This window comes from Luteimonas soli (assembly GCF_042648865.1).
Lineage (GTDB): Bacteria > Pseudomonadota > Gammaproteobacteria > Xanthomonadales > Xanthomonadaceae > Luteimonas > Luteimonas soli.
In genome coordinates this window covers 474902-493579 of sequence record NZ_JBHRYA010000003.1, presented here as the reverse complement: position 1 = coordinate 493579, position 18678 = coordinate 474902, and the positions used below count along the sequence as shown (strand labels likewise).

Annotated in this window: 16 protein-coding genes and 2 tRNA genes; 13 read left to right on the top strand and 5 right to left on the bottom strand. The window is 65.6% G+C overall.

What is annotated here, in order from left to right:
- Positions 1–61: 61 nt before the first annotated feature.
- Positions 62–541, top strand: a complete 480-nt coding sequence (gene tadA, locus ACFONC_RS05515) for a tRNA adenosine(34) deaminase TadA (RefSeq protein ID WP_386742709.1) — start codon at positions 62–64, stop codon at positions 539–541.
- A gap of 61 nt (positions 542–602) precedes the next feature.
- Positions 603–1169, top strand: a complete 567-nt coding sequence (gene orn / locus ACFONC_RS05510; RefSeq protein WP_386742708.1) for an oligoribonuclease — start codon at positions 603–605, stop codon at positions 1167–1169.
- A 144-nt stretch (positions 1170–1313) separates the two neighbouring features.
- Here orn and ppsA read toward each other — a convergent pair whose 3' ends face one another.
- Positions 1314–3704 (bottom strand): phosphoenolpyruvate synthase, encoded by a 2391-nt coding sequence (ppsA, locus tag ACFONC_RS05505; protein WP_386742707.1) that lies wholly within the window; start codon positions 3702–3704, stop codon positions 1314–1316.
- A gap of 129 nt (positions 3705–3833) precedes the next feature.
- On the opposite strand from ppsA, the gene ppsR reads away from it, so the two are divergent.
- From ppsR to ACFONC_RS05490, 3 genes are all read left to right on the top strand, one after another.
- Entirely contained in the window at positions 3834–4655 is an 822-nt protein-coding gene (ppsR, locus tag ACFONC_RS05500) for a posphoenolpyruvate synthetase regulatory kinase/phosphorylase PpsR (RefSeq protein ID WP_386742706.1), read from the top strand.
- A gap of 129 nt (positions 4656–4784) precedes the next feature.
- Positions 4785–5273, top strand: coding sequence for a DUF1249 domain-containing protein (locus tag ACFONC_RS05495; protein ID WP_386742705.1), 489 nt, complete (start codon positions 4785–4787; stop codon positions 5271–5273).
- Positions 5274–5382: 109 nt separating this feature from the next.
- Complete coding sequence (locus tag ACFONC_RS05490; protein WP_386742704.1) at positions 5383–5562, top strand: hypothetical protein; 180 nt, start codon at positions 5383–5385, stop codon at positions 5560–5562.
- A 95-nt stretch (positions 5563–5657) separates the two neighbouring features.
- Here ACFONC_RS05490 and ACFONC_RS05485 read toward each other — a convergent pair whose 3' ends face one another.
- Complete coding sequence (locus tag ACFONC_RS05485) at positions 5658–5903, bottom strand: hypothetical protein (protein ID WP_386742703.1); 246 nt, start codon at positions 5901–5903, stop codon at positions 5658–5660.
- Positions 5904–6549: 646 nt separating this feature from the next.
- Here ACFONC_RS05485 and ACFONC_RS05480 point away from each other — a divergent pair.
- From ACFONC_RS05480 to ACFONC_RS05445, 8 genes are all read left to right on the top strand, one after another.
- Positions 6550–7839 (top strand): tyrosine-type recombinase/integrase, encoded by a 1290-nt coding sequence (locus ACFONC_RS05480; RefSeq protein WP_386742702.1) that lies wholly within the window; start codon positions 6550–6552, stop codon positions 7837–7839.
- Between the two features lie 935 nt (positions 7840–8774).
- Positions 8775–8993 carry a hypothetical protein gene (locus tag ACFONC_RS05475; RefSeq protein ID WP_386742701.1) on the top strand — a complete coding sequence of 73 codons (219 nt, stop codon included), beginning with the start codon at positions 8775–8777 and terminating at the stop codon, positions 8991–8993.
- A 214-nt stretch (positions 8994–9207) separates the two neighbouring features.
- On the top strand, positions 9208–9615 hold the full coding sequence (locus tag ACFONC_RS05470) for a hypothetical protein (protein ID WP_386742700.1): 408 nt from the start codon (positions 9208–9210) through the stop codon (positions 9613–9615).
- Between the two features lie 531 nt (positions 9616–10146).
- Positions 10147–10434: a hypothetical protein gene (locus ACFONC_RS05465; protein ID WP_386742699.1), complete on the top strand. Its 288-nt coding sequence runs from the start codon at positions 10147–10149 to the stop codon at positions 10432–10434.
- Positions 10435–10441: 7 nt separating this feature from the next.
- On the top strand, positions 10442–10873 hold the full coding sequence (locus ACFONC_RS05460) for a hypothetical protein (protein ID WP_386742698.1): 432 nt from the start codon (positions 10442–10444) through the stop codon (positions 10871–10873).
- A complete protein-coding gene (locus ACFONC_RS05455; protein WP_386742697.1) occupies positions 10870–12780 on the top strand; it encodes a head maturation protease, ClpP-related in 1911 nt (636 codons plus the stop codon). The genes ACFONC_RS05460 and ACFONC_RS05455 overlap by 4 nt, the downstream gene beginning before the upstream one ends.
- 210 nt (positions 12781–12990) lie before the next feature.
- The gene (locus tag ACFONC_RS05450; protein WP_386742696.1) at positions 12991–15474 is read left to right on the top strand and encodes a tape measure protein; all 2484 of its coding nucleotides are present in this window, start codon (positions 12991–12993) and stop codon (positions 15472–15474) included.
- A 24-nt stretch (positions 15475–15498) separates the two neighbouring features.
- Complete coding sequence (locus tag ACFONC_RS05445; RefSeq protein WP_386742695.1) at positions 15499–15822, top strand: hypothetical protein; 324 nt, start codon at positions 15499–15501, stop codon at positions 15820–15822.
- Positions 15823–16141: 319 nt separating this feature from the next.
- Here the strand turns inward: ACFONC_RS05445 and ACFONC_RS05440 are convergent.
- The 3 genes from ACFONC_RS05440 to ACFONC_RS05430 all read right to left on the bottom strand — a co-directional run bounded on the left by ACFONC_RS05440 (position 16142) and on the right by ACFONC_RS05430 (position 18651).
- Positions 16142–16217, bottom strand: a tRNA-Glu gene (locus tag ACFONC_RS05440).
- A gap of 36 nt (positions 16218–16253) precedes the next feature.
- Positions 16254–16329 (bottom strand) — tRNA-Ala (locus ACFONC_RS05435).
- A 66-nt stretch (positions 16330–16395) separates the two neighbouring features.
- Positions 16396–18651: a heavy metal translocating P-type ATPase gene (locus tag ACFONC_RS05430; protein WP_386743073.1), complete on the bottom strand. Its 2256-nt coding sequence runs from the start codon at positions 18649–18651 to the stop codon at positions 16396–16398.
- Between the last annotated feature and the right edge of the window lie 27 nt (positions 18652–18678).

The window sequence follows — 18678 nt, the reverse complement described above, 5'->3', positions numbered from 1 at the left end:
GTCAGCATCCCGGCGGGCTGCACAACGGATTTTCCGCAAGCATGCGAACAATGGAATGGACATGGGCACCGCCTTAGACGAATCCTGGATGCGGCGGGCGCTCGAACTGGCCGATCGCGCCGAACGCGAGGACGACGAGATCCCGGTCGGCGCGGTGCTGGTCGATGCGACGGGCAACGTGGTGGGCGAGGGCTGGAACCGCAACATCGGCGAGCATGACCCCACCGCGCACGCGGAGATCGTGGCGATGCGCGAAGCGGGCAGGGCGCTGGGCAACCATCGCCTGATCGGCTGCACGCTGTATGTGACCCTGGAGCCGTGCGCGATGTGCGCGATGGCGATGGTGCATGCGCGACTGGCGCGGGTGGTCTTCGGTGCACGCGACCCGAAGACCGGCGCGGCCGGCAGCGTGTTCGACCTGCTGGCCGACCCGAGCCACAACCATCGCGTCGAGGTACTCGGTGGCGTGCTCGGCGACGAGGCCGGCAGGCGGCTGACCAACTGGTTCCGCCGCCGTCGCGGGCAGGCGCCGCTGACCTGAGCGCAGCGGCCACTGCCGACGGCGCTATGATGTCGCGTTGATTCGGCAGCAAAGGACATCCATGGCAGGCAATGGCGCTCACGACGGCAGGTTGATCTGGATCGACCTGGAAATGACCGGGCTCGACACCGATCGCGACTCGATCATCGAGATCGCAACTGTGGTGACGGATTCCGAACTCAACATCCTCGCCGACGGTCCCGAGCTTGCCATCTCCCATCCGCTGTCCACGCTGGAGGCGATGGACGACTGGAACCGGACCCAGCACGGCAAGTCGGGGCTGTGGCGCCGCGTGCTGGAAGAGAGTGTGCCGATGGCCGAGGCCGAAGCGCGCACGCTGGAATTCCTGCAGCAGTGGGTCGGGCCGGGACAGTCGCCGATGTGCGGCAACTCGATCTGCCAGGACCGCCGCTTCCTGCACCGGCTGATGCCGTCGCTGGAACGACACTTCCACTACCGCAACCTTGACGTGAGTACGATCAAGGAGCTTGCGCGTCGCTGGGCGCCAGAGGTGCTTGCGGGCGTGCGCAAGGAGTCGTCGCATACTGCGCTGAGCGACGTGCGTGATTCGATCGCGGAGCTGAAGCATTACCGCACGGCGATGGGCGTGTTCGGCGCGCCGCACTAGGCGCATCCTTGCCAAGACAGTGTGGGAGCGGCTTCAGCCGCGAGCTTTCCGCTGACAACGAATCGCCAGTAAAAGCCCGCGGCTGAAGCCGCTCCCGCAACAACAAGAGAGGCCGGCTGTTCGCCGGCCTCGCATCGGCTTCCGTCAGGCCGAAGCCTTGGACTTGGCCAGCTTCAGCCAGGTATCGACCACGGTGTCCGGGTTCAGCGACACCGACTCGATGCCCTCGTCCATCAGCCACTGCGCCAGGTCCGGGTGGTCGCTCGGGCCCTGGCCGCAGATGCCGACGTACTTGCCCTTGGCGCGCGCGGTCTTGATCGCCATCGACAGCAGCTTCTTCACCGCCGGATCGCGCTCGTCGAACAGCGAGGCGACGATCGACGAGTCGCGGTCCAGGCCGAGCGTGAGTTGGGTCAGGTCGTTGGAGCCGATCGAGAAGCCGTCGAAGATCTCCAGGAACTCTTCGGCCAGCAGCGCGTTCGACGGCACCTCGCACATCATGATGATCTTCAGGCCGTCCCGGCCCTGCTTCAGGCCGTTGTTCTCCAGCACCTCGACCACGCGGCGGCCCTCATCCAGCGTGCGCACGAACGGGATCATCACCCAGACGTTGTCCAGGCCCATGTCGTTGCGCACCTTGCGCACGGCGCGGCATTCCAGCGCGAACGCCTCGGTGAACGACGGATCGACGTAACGGCTGGCGCCGCGGAAGCCGATCATCGGGTTTTCCTCGTGCGGCTCGTAGCGCGCGCCGCCGAGCAGGTTGGCGTACTCGTTGGACTTGAAGTCGCTCATGCGCACGATCACCGGCTTGGGATGCACCGACGCGGCGATGGTGGCGATGCCCTCGGCCAGGCGGTCGACGTAGAACTCGACCGGACCGGCGTAGCCGGCGATGCGCTCGTCGATCTTCTTCCGGATCTCGGCGTCCTGGTCGTCGTATTCCAGCAGCGCCTTGGGATGCACGCCGATATGGCTGGCGATGATCATTTCCAGCCGCGCCAGGCCGATGCCGGCGTTGGGCAGCTGGCCGAAGTCGAACGCGCGCTCGGGGTTGGCGACGTTCATCATGATCTTCAGCGGCGCCTCGGGCATCGAGGTCAGGTCGGTGGTGATGCGCTCGAAGGGCAGGGTGCCGGCGTAGATGAAGCCGGTGTCGCCCTCGGCACAGCTCACGGTGACCTGCGCGCCGTCCTCGATCGTGTCCAGCGCGTTGCCGGTGCCGACCACGGCGGGCACGCCCAGCTCGCGGGCGATGATCGCCGCGTGGCAGGTGCGGCCGCCGCGGTTGGTGACGATGGCCGCGGCGCGCTTCATCACCGGCTCCCAGTCGGGGTCGGTCATGTCTGCTACCAGCACGTCGCCCGGCTGCACGCGGTTCATGTCGTCGAGCGAGCGCACCACGCGGGCCACGCCGCTGCCGATCTTCTGGCCGATGGCGCGGCCTTCGCAGACCACGTCGCCGCGATTTTCCAGCTGGAAGCGTTCGATCTGGGTCGCCTTGGCGCGCGACTTCACCGTCTCCGGGCGCGCCTGCACGATGAACAGCTTGCCGCTGACGCCGTCCTTCGCCCATTCGATGTCCATCGGGCGCTGGTAGTGCTTCTCGATCACCAGCGCCTGCTTCGACAGCTCGTGCACGTCTTCGTCGGACAGCGAGAAGCGGTTGCGCAGTTCGGCCGGCGTGTCCTCGGTACGCACGCGCTCGCCCGGCACGTCGGAATAGACCATGCGGATCTGCTTGCTGCCCAGCGCGCGGCGCAGGATCGCCGGCTTGCCCGCGGCCAGCGTCGGCTTGAACACGTAGAACTCGTCCGGATTCACCGCGCCCTGCACGACCATCTCGCCCAGGCCGTAGCTGGAGGTGACGAACACCACGTCGCGGAAGCCGGACTCGGTGTCGAGCGTGAACAGCACGCCCGAGGCGCCCACGTCCGAGCGCACCATCAGCTGCACGCCGGCGGACAGGAACACGTCCTCGTGCTTGAAGCCGTGGTGCACGCGGTAGGCGATCGCGCGGTCGTTGTAGAGGCTGGCGAAGACTTCCTTGACCTTGTGCACCACGTCGTCGGCGCCGGTGACGTTGAGGAAGGTTTCCTGCTGGCCGGCGAAGGAGGCGTCTGGCAGGTCCTCGGCGGTGGCCGAGGAGCGCACGGCGACCGCGATGTCGCCGCCGCCGTTGTCGCTGCAAAGCTGCGCGTAGGCCTTGCGGATGTCGGCGTCGAGCTCGGGCTGCAGCGGCGCATCGATGACCCAGCCGCGGATTTCCTTGCCGGCCGCGGTCAGCGCCGGCACGTCTTCCACGTCCAGCGGGGCCAGGCGGTCGAAGATGCGTTGGTGCAGGGTGTTGTGGGCGATAAAGGCCTTGAATGCGTCCGCCGTGGTCGCGAAGCCGCCCGGGACCGAGACGCCGAGCCCGGCGAGTTCGCCGATCATCTCGCCGAGCGAGGAATTCTTGCCGCCGACCTGGGCCAGGTCGGTCAGGCGCAGGTCGTGCAGCCACAGGATGTTTTTGCTGGAAGCGAGGGCGCTCAAGACGGGCACTCCGGGTTGTGCAGGCGGTGGAGGAAACGGGGAAAGGCGGGCAGGGCCGGCCGAAGTTGGCTATTTTAGCAACCCAAGACACCGCGGCGCTCGCCGCCCTGGCCAGGAAAACGTTTACGCATGTCCGATACGCGCCCGGTTTTCTACGTTTCCGACGGCACCGGCATCACTGCCGAGACGATCGGCCACAGCCTGCTGACCCAGTTCGCCGACACCCGCTTCAGCACCGACCGCATTCCCTTCGTCGACAGTCCGGAGCGGGCGCGCGAGGCCGCCGACCGAATCCGCGCCAAAGGTGAGTCGGCGGGAATCCGGCCCGTCGTGGTGAGTTCCTGCGTCGACCCGGAACTCACGAACCTGATCTCGGAGAGCGGGGCGCTGGTCCTGGACATCTTCGCGCCGTTCATCGGGCCGATGGAGCGCGAGTTGGGCCAGCAGCGCAAGTCGTCGGTCGGGCAGGCGCACGGCATGGTCGATTTCGAGACCTACCATGCGCGCATCAACGCGATGAACTACGCGCTGACCCACGACGACGGCATCGCGATCAACTACGACGACGCCGACGTGATCCTGGTGGCGGTCTCGCGCGCGGGCAAGACGCCGACCTGCGTGTACCTGGCGCTGCACTACGGCGTGCGCGCGGCGAACTACCCGCTGACCGAGGAAGATCTCGAGCACGACCGCCTGCCGCCGCGCCTGCGTCCGTACCGCGACAAGCTGTTCGCGCTGAGCATCGACCCGGTCCGCCTCCAGCAGATCCGCCAGGAGCGACGCCCGGACTCGCGCTACGCGAAGCTGGAAACCTGCAAGCGTGAGGTGGCGGCAGCCGAAGCCCTGTTCCGGGCCGAACGCATCCCGGTGCTGAGCACCACGCACAAGTCGATCGAGGAAATCGCGAGCACCGTGCTGACAACGCTCGGCATCCAGCGCGGCATGTTCTGAGGCCCGCCGCCGCGTCCACGCCTGTCGTATCGGCGTCCGGAACATGCACGCGAAGAGTACTCACGTTAGGCGCGACGCTGCATTCCGTCAATGCTGCCGCGTCCCCGCTTGTACGTGTAGCATCGGGGCATGTCCCGCGTCCCCGTCACCGATCGTGCTGCACGCATTCCGAAGCTGAGCCGCTTCGGTTGGCTGATGGGCCTGTACGCGGAAAACTTCACCCGGATGACGCGGCTGTTCGAACCGGCCGACCTTGCCCCCGGGCGCTACATGTCCTCGATCGGCGACGGCCTGGACCTGTGCGTCGACGTCATCGAGCAGCATCCGTACACCACCGAGCTGCGCCTGACCTACGGACTGCAGGACCCGGTGACCGGCGAGCCGGACCCGTCGGCCTTCCTGCGCCTGTACCGCGACGCACGCCAGGTGGAGGCAACGCACTGCTACGTCGGCCGGCGCTGGCAGGACGTGATCGGCATGTATCCGCCGCCGGCGGAAGTAGTGGGTCATCGCATGCGGATGAACACCTTCCTCGGCAAGTGGCTGCAATACCTGGCCGAAAGCGGCCACGGCGTGGCAACGCTGCGCCGGATCGATCCCGAAACCGAGGCAGCCTGAGACGCCAGTCACGGACTTAATGCTTCGTTCACGGCCTTTACGCCCCGCAAACATCCGGCTGCTAGCATCGCTCCCCAACGCGCCTGAATGCGCAGGAGGAGACACCCCGATGACCAAGCTCGACAAACCGTTGCGACGCGAAGTGCAGATCGGCGACAAGGCCTACACCCTCACCATCGACCCCGACGGCCTGAAGCTGGTCGAGAAGGGGCACCGCAAGGGTGTCGAAGTCAGCTGGGCCTCGCTGGCCAGCGGCGAAGGCGAGGGCGCATCGCAGCCTTCGATGTAGGCAGCGCAAGAGCTTGTCGTGATCCTGGAAGGCCCGCCACGCGCGGGCCTTCCTGCGTCATGGCAACCGCAAGGTTGCCCAGGCCTTCCCGCGGATCAGCGCAGGCTCCCGCGGACCGTCTGGCCTTCCCAGCCGTGCAGGGCCACGAGCACGGTTTCACCCGTGCGCAGCCGCACGCTTACGCCGCACGGTGCACCGGATGCCTGGTGCTGTTCGGCGGCCCGCCTGCTGGCGAATCCGATCGCCTCGAGTTTGCTCGGCAGGACCTGCAGCGCCCGGCCTTCGAAGCTCACCACCCAGCCGGCGAGGGCAGGTTCGATGGTCACGATCGATCTGTTCATGGAAGCGATTCCCGCAGGGAAGTGTGCCCCGGCCCAGCCTGGCGACTTGCTCAAGGTCGCGACCTTCATCCATTGCGAGCGGCATCCGCTGCCATTGCACGGTCGTGCTGCCGGGGCGCGCCCAACATGGGCGATCTCCGGTCCCGGCGCAGTCGGCGGATGCCGCGATGTGGTGTAGGGGAATTCCTACTACGTCTTCGGGACATGCCGGCAACCGCGCCGCGATGACGGAAGCTGCTTCAACTACCCGGGTCAACGTGGCCGATGCATGCGGCCGGTCACTCCGACGGGAGCAGCCGGGCCCGCCGATTCCTTCACGAAACGACCTGGTCCTTGGCACGAGGAGTGACTGCGAGCTGTGCGCCAAAACCGACAAGGGCCGCCTTGCGGCAGCCCTTGCGGTCGAATCGATGGCGTCCCCACGGGGATTCGAACCCCGGTGTCCACCGTGAAAGGGTTTGAATTGGAGTCCGCGGACGTTCCCGCAAATTCGCTGGAGTCCGGCTGTATCCCTTGTCCTGCTTGACTTTGGCGTTCATCGGCGTACGGTGGAGACCGTGGGCGTCCGGACCGGTGTTTTACCGCACTTTACCGCAGATGCCCTTACTCCACCGGTCCACGGTGGTCACCGAAACAGGGGCAGGGCGTGGCGCGCAAGCCGACCAGCAATCGCCAGACCGGGGTCCGGATCGCCACGGCCGAAGCGCGCGCCAAGCTGCCGACGAGGCGTGAGCCGTACTGGGTTGAGATCGCCCCAGGCACCGCCATCGGCTACTACAAGGGCGAGCGTGACGTCGGGTGGTTCGTTCGCCAGCGGATCGCCGGCGCCTACCGCAAGCAGCGGATCGGCACGCCAGACGACGGGGTGAAGGCAGACGGGGACGTGGTGCTTTCCTATCGGCAGGCGGTGGAGCGAGCCGTAAACCTGCAGCTGGAAGATCGGCAACCGTTGCCGCGGCACTACGGCGACGGCCTGACGATCAATCAGGTGGTCGCGGCCTACTTCGAGGAGCATCTGGCCGGGAAGGGCTCAGAGTACGATTCCAAGCGATCCTGGGCGCTCCACGGGGCCGACTCGATCGGTAAGCGACTGGTGGCCGCCACGGACGCCCCGGCGCTCAGGAAGTGGCACAGGGCGCTGGCAGCCAAGCCGCCGACCCGGCGCGGCAAGGTGCTGGAATACGACCCCGCGGACCCGGAGCAGCAGCGTGCGCGCCGGTCGACCGCCAACCGCATCCTGACGATCGTCAAGGCCGCGCTGAACTACGCTTGGCGCAACGACCAGCTGCCGGCGGACCAACCGACCTGGTGGGCCAAGGTCGAGCCGTTCGAACTCGGGGACGACCCGCCGCCGCGGATGCTCGAGCGGGACGAGATCAAGCGTCTGCTGAACGCCGCGCAGCCCGACCTCCGGAAGCTGTTGACCGGTGCCCTCATGACGGGTGGCCGGAGGGGCGAGCTCTTCGCCCTCCAGGCACGCGACTACAGCCCCGACCACGGCACGGTGCGGATCTACCAGTCCAAGACCGGGAAGACCCTCCTGCAGCCGCTGACGGCTGAAGGTGCGGCGTTCTTCGACGACGTCACAGTCGGCAAGGCACCCACAGACTTGATCTTCACCCGGGCCGATGGGTTGCCGTGGGGGCGGAATGACATCATCCGGCCGATGCGGGCCGCTGTCGAAGCAGCGAAGCTTGAGGATGTGAGCTTCAAGACCACGCGCGCGACCTACGGGAAGCTGCTGCTGCAGGCCACGAAGGATATCGAGATGGTCGCCAAAGCTTTGGGCCACAGCGATAGCCGCATCACGCGCCGGCATTACGCGCAATACCTGCCGAACGAAATCGCAAAGGCCGTGGCCAAGATGCCGCGCTTGGGCGTGTCGATCGGCGACAAGGTTTCTCCATTTACTGGTAGGAAGCGGCGGGCCGGCTAGCGCCGCCAAACCATCATTCTTGATCGCTATTACGCGAGGTGGCCTCATGAGCGCGACGATTCTTCAATTTCGGAAACCGAGCCAATCGACCAGGCCCGGACCTTCGGCGCAGCGGGAGGACAGCGAATACGCGCGCCTGCGAGAAGTGTTGTTGGGTCTGCCAGGTGTGCGTGCAGCTCGGTCTGAAGATCCGAAGGCGAATCTCCCTCGAGACGTTCTCCTAGACCAGCTGCGTCATGAGTTTCCAAATTGGACGCAGCAACGCCTCGATCGGCAGGCGAGTCTACTTCAGCGCATGAATGAAGTACTTGCACAAGCTGTCTCGATTGTTCCAGAAAGGCAGTAGGAGTGGATTCCCGTGAAACATTCGAGCCGAACGGAGCGTGTGGAGCATATTCAGGAACTCCTTTCCACCGCCACCGGGGTGGCGGAGCTGGCCATGGATGGCAACAAAGAGGCTCTCAGAATGTGGGCGGCGCTCATTGCCGACTATCTTCGGAATCAAGCTGACGGTACCAATAGCCTTCGGGGGTTCCCCGAGGGGTACGCAGAGTCCGACGCACGTGACTGCCTTTTCCAACTGGTCGAATCCCTTGAGCGCATACATCGCGGGGAGGAGCCAAACAAGGCTTTCGGATGGCGCCGAGAGCGAGCTGGCAGGCCGCCTCAGGCAGTCTCTGACCACCGCCGAGCAACGGAGGATGACGACCGCCTTGCAGAAGTTGAACACCTCATGGCACGACGCGGGCTCAGTCGGGATGCGGCGTGCGAGGAGGTCGCCAATCATTACGGGGACAGTCCAGAGCGATTGATTGGACTCGCAAAGCGCAATAAGTTGAAAAGTCAAGGCCGATAATTAGATCGGTTTGTGAACTTCACCACATACCCAACCGTGCACAGACTGCCGCCTGTGTCCTACGGAGTGCGGTGAACAAATGAAGGCAGCAGCGAACAAATCGCCCACCTCATACGGTTATGGGCCACTCGTCGTCGAGTGCAAGCGCCGCGGTATTAGCCGCACGATGGCTTACGAGCTTCGGAGGTGCGGGCTCATCGAAACCTTCAAGATCGGCGCAAGGCGCATGGTCAAGATCGATAGCCTGGAGTCGTTGCCAGATCGGCTGCAGCAAGCGGCTGCGAATGACGGCGGCTGACCGACTGTCGTTGGAGAACTGATGCAGCCCCCGCGCCCCCGGGTTGGGAATGAACGCGCGCGATCGCGCGCCTCGCGATCATCGCGGGCGTGGGGCGGAGGGCACGTCAAGGCCGGGCTTGGGTCCTCCCTGGCGACCCTCCACGGGGGTAATTCGGACCCCATTTCCGGTGTAGTTAGCACGCCGTGGAATTACTGAAACTGGAGAAATCAGCATGAGCTACAACTTCGCGAGAGATATCGACAGGTTCTATGAGGAACTGATCGCCGGACAACTCGGCGTGAGAGCGCGGCCAGCACGGACGATGGATGCTTTCGAACTCTACAGGCTTTGGGCGCATCGGAATGGGTTGCCGCCGACTTCGAGCCCGCGCCATTTCGTGACGTCATTGATAACACGGCACCCCGTCACGTCGCACAAAAAGCGTTTCGCGTTGGGTTCCACGATCGGCCAGGGGGGGGTGCTCTATCTGGCGGTGGTCAATCCGCCAGCGCGCACTGGGTTCGAAGCAGATTGGCTGGGAGAGCATGTCTTGGCATTCGCTACTGACGTTGCCGCGTACCAGGCGCGCGCACTCGAACCGGAAGCGTCCCATGAAACGCGGCAGGCATCCCATGCGTAGCGATGTGCAGCGTGGGAAGCGACGTGTGAAGCGACGTGTGAACCCAAAAACCCAAGCAGGACGGGCGATGTTCAGCGTGGGAAGCCAAATTGGCTCCCATGCGGGCGCGCGCGCGCCTGCGCCCGGGCGCCCGGGCGCCCAGGCGCGCGCGCGCCTAGGCGGAGGGTTCACATGCTTCCCACGCTGCACATCGCAGCAGTGGCGTGGGTTTGCGGGCGTCGCCTGGGTGCACACGTCGCTTCCCACGCTGCACAACCGCGCAGATCGCGCGCGCGGTTCGTTCTTTTCTCTTTTCCGAAAAGAGAAAAGGATGAAGGACGCCACTCATGCCGGCCAGCCGGCCACCGCCACAACCTGGCATTGGCTGCTTCGATGGCTGGGTTGCGTGCCGGTGAGTACAGAGTGTGAAATTGCAGCGCTTCCTCTTCAAACCCGGGGCGCGGGGCGAGAGGCGAAAGCCGCGAGCCGCTGGCCGGATGATGACCTACCCCCAGGTGGCGAGGCGCGGAAATGAGGTCGTCTGAGATGCGGGTGAATCTTCCAGCATTGCCGGATCCGGCAGTCTTCAGCAATGCCGACCACAGCGTCGTCACCGCGGATGGCGGCGCACTACTCACCTACGATCCTGCAACACGTGCTGCTTTCATCTATGCAATCGAGTCGCGGCGCTGGACTATCCAGGCGCCCATCGAGTTCGAGATGTTCGTGGCGACTGCTGCCCTTGCCGGATATCGCCTTAGCGATTCGCCTGAGACGAAACGTTGGCTGGAATGCGGGAACCGCAGCTGCCGTCCCGTCCCCACCGTGGTCAAGCACTGATCCCGGAATGGGCACGATCGTAGGCGACACGCTGGCGCGTCTGCGAGTGTGCCGAGACTCCGGTTTGGCAACACCCCCCGAACTGCGTGACGCCGCGATCGAGTGCCTGGAGCGCTACGCAGACGCGGAGCAGGTACGAGCCCAGCGAGACACCCTGATCCGTCGTGCGGCGCTACTGCTGCCGCCTGCGGCACCGTATCGAACCGCCGGTGTATTGGCCTGCGAAGCCAGAGCTATGAATCGGCGGTGGCATGAGCTGCGCACCAAGCTTCCGCAACAGCCGTTTGGATCCCCCCGCGACTACTTGCACGCCGCTAGGCTGCTGTCCGAGTTGCCGACATCCCAACGTCAATTCTACCGGGTGCTGCTGGCTGCCAACGACGCTGACATGGTGGGGGCTGGCGGTGTCAGCGAGGTTACGGCCACGATCGCTTCATGACGATAACGCTCACGTTCTACGACGAAATCCGTACCGGCGACGCCGAGCGGGTACTCGGCAAGCTTTCGGCTTACCCGGGTGAGCCAGTAGAGATGCGGATCAACTCACCTGGTGGCGATCTCCACGAAGGCCTGGCGCTCTTCAATGCTTTGAAGCCCCGCAAGCCTACCGTCTACATCGACGGCGTGGCCGCTTCTTGCGCAAGCCTGATTGCCATGGCTGGTGCCAAGATCATTGCAGCAGAGAACGCGCTGATCATGATCCACGATCCGTGGACTTCGCTCAGCGGAAATGCGGGCGACTTCCGAAAGAATGCCGAGCTTCTGGATAAGCATCGAGACGCCTCGCTCGTTGCCTATGCGCGCACCGGAATCACCAGGGACCGATTGACCGAGATGCTCGCCGCAGAGACCTGGCTGAACGCCGAAGAGGCTCTCGCATTGGGCTTCGTTGATGAGATTGCCGAGCCGCTTCGCTACGCAGCCCATTCGCCGGCGTGCTTCGCCGGTTACCGCAACACTCCCAAGGAACTGACCATGCCCGACGACAATACGCAGGGGGCGCCCGTGGCGCCTTCGACTCCATCGCACAAAGCACAGGGCGCCGACGTACAGGCCACCACAATCGACGCGCTGCGTCAGCGCAACGAAGCCATCATGGTGATGGGGGAGAGCTTCAAGGGGAATCCCGGTGTCCAGGACCTGCTAATAAAGGCGTTGGCAGATCCGGCATACACGGCCGAAAGATTCGGCCAGCGGGTGCTGATGCTGCTGGGGCAGGACGCCGAACCGCTGGCAAACTATCGCGGTGACAGCGCGGTTCCGGCGAGTGGTGATGATTTCATCGCGGCCGCAAGCGATTGCCTCGCGATCCGGGCTGGCGTGAGGATCGAGAAACCGCACCCAGGCGTCCGGGATGTCCGCGGCATGGGTATGCAGGAGATCATGCGCGCCTGCGTGAGCCGAAGCGGAAGTAGCCGCGACTTGGCCGGGGGGCAACGTTCGTTGGTCAAAGCAGCGCTGACCACGTCCGATTTTCCCTCGATCCTGGAGAACTCACTCAGCAAGATCTTGCGCGCCGGATACGAAGAAGAACCGTCGACGTTCGAGGCGTGGACGCGTTTCGTCACGGTGCCCGATTTCAAGCCGCAGTCGCGTCCAATCCTGGGTAGCGCTCCCGAGCTGCTGCAGGTCCTGGAGGGCGCGGAATATACCTATGGCTCCCTCGACGAAGACAAGGCGGTGCCATACCAGGCGCGAAAGTTCGGGCGCCTTGTCCAGCTCACGTGGGAGGCACTCGTCAATGACGATCTAGCCGCCTTCACGCGGATGACACAGGCGCTGGGACAGGCCGCTTCGCGCTCCGAAGCAGATTTCATCTACGACACCTTCGGGGAGAACTCCGGCAGCGGCCCGGAAATGCAGGACGGCACGACCCTCTTCCACGCTTCGCACGGCAACCTCGCGGCCAGCGCAGCGGCGGTGGACGCTGATGCGCTCGGGGCAGCGCGCATCTTGCTGCGGCGCCAGACCGCCATTGGCGGCGGCGCCATGAATCTGCCGCCGCGGTTCCTGCTCGTCGCCCCAGAGCACGAGCAGGATGCGGAGACTCTCTTGGCCGCGGCCGCGCGATCGCTATCGCAGGGATCGGATAACGCGCTGGTCCCTGCCTGGCTGGCGAAGCTCGAGTTGGTTGTTGAGGCGCGGCTCGCAGACTCTGCGATCTACCTGCTCACCGGCCCCGGTTCGGTCGATACGTTCGAGCGCGCCTGGCTGGAAGAGGACAACGGCCCGGTCATCTCCGAAAAGGATGGGTTCGAGACCGACAACAAGACCTACAAGGTGCGCCACGTGTTTGGTGGGCGCTGGCTCGACTGGCGCGGCGCGGTGAAGGTGCCGATCGCCTAACGCAAAAAGGATCGGCACTTGGGCGCCGATCTTCCACTGCGGATCTTCCTCTTCGTTCGATCCGTGGTGCCGGGGGAGCCCCGCGGACCAGCTGGCGGTGTCCGTAACAACACCAGCAGTCGGGGCGCCCTGTCCTCAGCGTGACTCGACAAAGAAGGCCCGGCTCTGGCCCGAAAGCTAGGCCGGGCCTTCATTCTTCAGGAGCGAGAAATGGCGACAGCCGGTCCGAATTTGCGCGTACGAATCTCCGCCGATTTGGCTGACCTGAAACAAGGCCTCGGCCTGTTGCGCGGCGAGCTGGCCAAGGTCAAGAGGCAGTCGGCGCAAGTAGCGCCGGATACTTCGAAGTGGTCGGCCGGGCTAGCTGCGGTGCGCCGCCAGTTGGTGGGCATCGCGACGGTCTACACGGCGATGCGTGCCGTGGGCAGCTTCGTGCGGATGGCAGACGAGGCCGCGAACCTGTCTGGCCGGCTGCGCCTGGTGACGAAGTCGCAGGACGAGTTCAACCGCGCGCAGCAGCAGACCTTTCGCATTGCGCAGGACACGTCGGCCGAGTGGGGGTCGATTGTCCAGCTCTATACCCAACTGGCACAGACCACGGGCATGGGGCAGGAGAGGATCCTTGCGCTCACCAAGGTCGTCAGCCAGGCATTCGTGGTGTCGGGTTCGAATGCTCAGGAAACCGCGAATGGCTTGCGCCAACTTCAGCAAGCCATGGCCGGCGGCATTCTTCGTGCCGAAGAGTTCAACACGATCAATGAAACAGGGTCGCGGATTGTCCAAGCGCTTGCGGACCACTTCGGCATCGCTTTCGGTGATGTTCGGAAGTACGTCAACGCTGGAAAGGTCAGTTCTGAGGACTTCGCCGCCGCGCTGTTGAAGGCAAGTGGCGAGATCCAAGACGATTTCAACAAGATGCCGTTGACGGTCGAGCGCGCCACCCAGCAGGTGCGCAACGCGTTGCTGAAGCTGGTCGGCGACACCGACCAGGCCTCCGGCGCCAGCGCCGATCTGGCCGAGGCGATTGCCGGTCTCGCCCGCGTCCTCGAGTCGGACGACACCAAGCGCGGCTTCGGCGAGATGGTCAATGGATTGGCCGCCATCATCACCGCCGCCACCGCCGCCGCCAACGCAGTGGGCCGGGTCTCGTCCAAGCTCGACGAGCTGACGGGGGCGAGCCTGCCCGAGTGGGTGAAAGTGCTGCTGCTTGCCGGCACCGGTAACTTTGCCGGTGCCGGCGCAGCGCTTGCTCGTGCCCGGATGCCCCAGCCCGCAACGCCCGCGGGAGCCGGTGCCGCAGGCAATGCCGGTGGCGGTGGTGGCGCCGCACAGGCGGTGCAGACCACCACCAATGCCATCGGCGGCCTCGCTGATGCCTCCGCGCTTGCGCGCGATGCCATCGCCCGCCAGATGGCGCTGCTCGAGCAGTCGCTGGAAGACGGCGAGGTCGGGCTGGTCGAGTTCTACGGACGGAAGAAGGAGCTGCAGCTCGCCGACATCGACCTGCAGATGCGCGCCGCCCAAGCCGACGCCGCCGCGGCGAAGACCAGCGAGCAGCGTGCCAAGGCACTGACCGAGCTGACCAAGCTACAACGCGAACGTGCCGCTATCGGCCCGGCCACCGCCCGCGAGTTGCAGGGAGCCCAGGAGTCGCTGGCGAAGGAGGTGGGTGACATCTACACCCGTCTGCTGGAGGCCAACGGCGAGACGGGGAGGGCGCGCATTGCCGAGCTCGAAACTGAGTTCCAGGCACTGATCGTGCGCCTCCAGGCCGAGGGTGACACCGCTGGTGTGGCTATCGTCCGCAAGCTGATCAACATCGAAGCGGCGGGGGCACAGATCGATCAATTCCAAGCCGAGATGCAGCGCATCATGGGCGGGCTCGGTGACAAGGAGACCGCTGTTGGTGAGCAGGTGGGCGCCGGCATGATGGGCTCTGTTGAGGGCGAGCAGACATTGCAGGCGGCCCGCTCGACTTCATTGGAGCAGTTGCTCGCGCTCAAGCAGAAGACCATTGAGTATCTGGCGACCCTTGACCCCGCCAGCCCTGCGGCTGCAAGCGCGCTGAGCTTCATGACGGTGCTCGATACCAACATCGCCACCGTCGCGTCGTCGATGGACAGGTTCAGGAACCAGATCAAGGACGTCGCGACTGACGCGCTCACCAATCTGTTCATGGATCTTGTCGAAGGCTCCAAGAGCGCCGGCGACGCCCTGAAGGACTTTGTGCGCGGGTTCGTGTTGGCGATGGCCCAGATCGCCGCCCGGGCCTTGGCGACGTACCTGGTTCTGCAGGCGATATCCGCAATTTCCGGCATCCCGGTCAGCGTCCTGGCGGGCACAACGGCTACCGTAAAACACGGCGGCGGCATCGTCGGCGAAGGAGGCCGCAGGCGCTACAACCTTTCGCCGCTGCTGTTCGGCGCCGCCCCGCGCTACCACAGCGGCGGCATCGCCGGCCTCGCCCCGAACGAGGTCGCGGCCGTCCTTGAGAAGGGCGAGGAAGTGCTCACGCGGAACGACCCGCGCCATCGTGACAACGGCGGCGGGCAGGGCGGCGGCGCCGTAGTCAAGCAGCCCATCGTCGCCATTGGCGATCGCGCCGTTGCCGACGCGCTGGCCGGCGCCGCGGGCGAAGACGTGATAATCACTCATGTTCGAAACAATTGGCAGTCGCTCAGCCGCGGTGCATGACCCCAAAACTGGAGAACATCGGATATGGCCAAGCCCGGCGAGTTGCTGACTGAAGTTCCGGACGCTCATGGCAATGAGCGAATCTATCTAGTCCTGCCGGATGAGAGGAAGCTGCCCCTGCCGTTCTTTTACCGAGCGGAGGAGTTCGCACTGCCGGGGAATATGGAGATCCATGACGGCGGCGAAATGTTCGCGCTTTACGATGAGCTCACGCGAACTGGCGCCATCTACAGCGGAGAGTCCTGGACTATGTGGCAGCCCGTCACCCGCGCTCAATTCTTCGGCGAGCAGGTCCCGAGCTGGCGGACCATGGCGAGCTTGCGAGCGGGCCTCTTCGGTGAGCAGTAGCGGGAATCATGCCGTGAGACTGCTATCCCGATCATGACGGAATGAATTCCGATAACGATAGACCGAGCTGGCCGACGTCTGCCAATGACCCATTGGGCCATCTGATCCCAGGTCCGGACCCGCGTACGCTTGAGGAACGCGAGGCAGCACAGCGCAAGGAGAACGCCAGGCGCAAAGGCCGGCGGACCAAGGACTGGTGGAAGAAGTACCCGCCGACAGACTTGCGGTAGGGATGCGCGGAGAGTTACCGCACCGCTACCGCAGAAACGCAAAAGGCCCCGTCTCCGGGGCCTTTTGCGTTGTAAGCCATTGAAAAATATGGCGTCCCCACGGGGATTCGAACCCCGGTGTCCACCGTGAAAGGGTGGTGTCCTAGGCCTCTAGACGATGGGGACGTGTAGCGTGTCCAGCAACGTTAACGTAAAGCGATTTGGTGGAGCCAGGCGGGATCGAACCGCCGACCTCCTGCATGCCATGCAGGCGCTCTCCCAGCTGAGCTATGGCCCCACACGCTGGAAAGCGCGCAAGTTTAGCGGCCGCTTTCGGACAGCGCAAGCCGCCCGGTGAACGATTTCATTCCAGTCGCGTCCGTCCCAGTCGCAGGGCGTTGCCGACCACCGACACCGAGCTCAGGCTCATCGCCAGCGCCGCGATCATCGGGCTCAGCAGCAGGCCGGTGAACGGGTACAGCACGCCGGCGGCAATCGGCACGCCGAGCGAGTTGTAGGCGAAGGCGAATCCGAGGTTCTGCTTCATGTTGGCCACCGTGGCTTCCGACAGCTGGCGCGCGCGCACGATGCCGCGCAGGTCGCCCTTGACCAGGGTGACCTGCGCGCTGGACATGGCCACGTCGGTGCCGGTGCCCATGGCGATGCCGATGTCGGCGGCGGCCAGCGCGGGGGCGTCGTTGATGCCGTCGCCGGCCATCGCGACCCTGTGGCCCTCGGCCTTCAGCCGCTGGACGAGGTCGAGCTTGTCCTGCGGGCGCACCTCGCCGTGCACTTCATCGATGCCCAGCCGGCGCGCCACGGCGTTGGCGGTGGCTTTGCCGTCGCCGGTGGCCATCACGATACGCAGGCCGGCTGCGTGCAGCGCGTCGATCGCCTCCTGCGTCGAGGCCTTGACCGGATCGGTCACCGCCAGCAGTCCCGCGGCCACGCCGTCGACGGCCAGGAACATCACGCTCGCACCTTCGCGGCGCTGGTTTTCCGCCAGCTCCAGGAGCGGGGCAGGGTCGCCCCCGATCTCGCGCATCAACTCGGTGTTGCCGATCGCCACGCTGCGGCCGGCGACCGTGCCGCGGACGCCGATGCCGGTCGAGGATTCGAACCCTTCCGGCGCCGCCAGGCCCAGGTCGCGGCGGTGCGCCTCGGCGACGATCGCTTCGGCCAGCGGGTGTTCGCTGGCCTGGTCGAGGCTCGCGGCCAGCCGCAGCACCTCGGTCTCGTCGAATCCGCCGACGCCGATCGCCTTGCCGAAGGCCGGGCGGCCTTCGGTGAGCGTGCCGGTCTTGTCCACGACCAGGGTGTCGATCCTGCGCAGGTTCTCGATCGCCTCGGCGTCGCGGAACAGCACGCCCGCCTGCGCGGCACGGCCGGTGGCGACCATCACCGACATCGGCGTGGCCAGCCCGAGCGCGCACGGGCAGGCGATGATCAGCACCGACACCGCGTTGAGCACCGCGTAGGTCCACGACGGCTCCGGCCCGAACAGGCCCCACACGAGCAGGGTGGCGACGGCGGCCGCCAGCACGGCGAGCACGAACCAGAACGAGACCTTGTCGGCCATGCGCTGCATCGGCGCGCGCGAGCGCTGCGCCTGCGCCACCAGCTGCACGATCTGCGACAGCACCGTCGCCGAACCGACCTTCTCGGCGCGGATGACGAGACTGCCGGTGCCGTTCATGGTCGCACCGATGACGTTGGCGCCGGCACTTTTCGCAACCGGAACCGGTTCGCCGGTCAACATCGACTCGTCGACGTTCGACTGGCCTTCGAGCACCTTGCCGTCCACCGGCACCTTTTCGCCGGGGCGCACGCGCAGGCGGTCGCCAACGTGGACGTGGCCCAGTTCGATGTCTTCCTCGGTCCCGTCGTCGCGCAGCCGGCGCGCGGTCTTGGGCGCGAGTTGCAGCAGGGCCTTGATCGCCGCCGAGGTCTTCGAGCGGGCACGCAGTTCCAGCAGCTGGCCGAGCAGGGTCAGCGAGACGATCACCGCCGCCGCCTCGAAATACACGCCGACGCGGCCGTGCTCGCGGAAAGATTCGGGGAAGACGCCGGGCGCGATCGTGGCGACCACGCTGTAGACGAAGGCAGCGGTCACGCCGATGCCGATCAGCGTCCACATGTTGGGGCTGCGGTTGCGGATCGACTGCACGCAGCGTTCGAGGAACGGCCAGCCGGCCCAGAGCACCACGGGCGCGGTGAGCGCGAGTTCGATCCAGGTCCGGGTTTCGATCGGCAGCCATGGCAGATGGTGGCCGAACATCGCCAGCATCATCACGACGGCCGACAGCGGCAGCGTCCACCAGAAGCGACGACGGAAGTCGATCAGCTCCGGGTTTTCGCCGTCGTCCAGGCTGGGCATTTCCGGCTCCAGCGCCATGCCGCAGATCGGGCAGGTGCCGGGGCCGTCCTGCACGATCTCCGGGTGCATCGGGCAGGTATGGCGGGTACCGGGTGGCGGGGGCGGCAGGGGCTCGGCCTGGTCCGGCTGCAGGTAGCGCTGCGGGTCGGCGAGGAACTTCGTCCGGCAGCCTGCGCTGCAGAAGTGGTAGTCGGTGCCGTCGTGGGTGGCATGGTGCGGGGTGGTTGCCGGGTCTACGGTCATGCCGCAGACCGGGTCGATGGCCTTGCC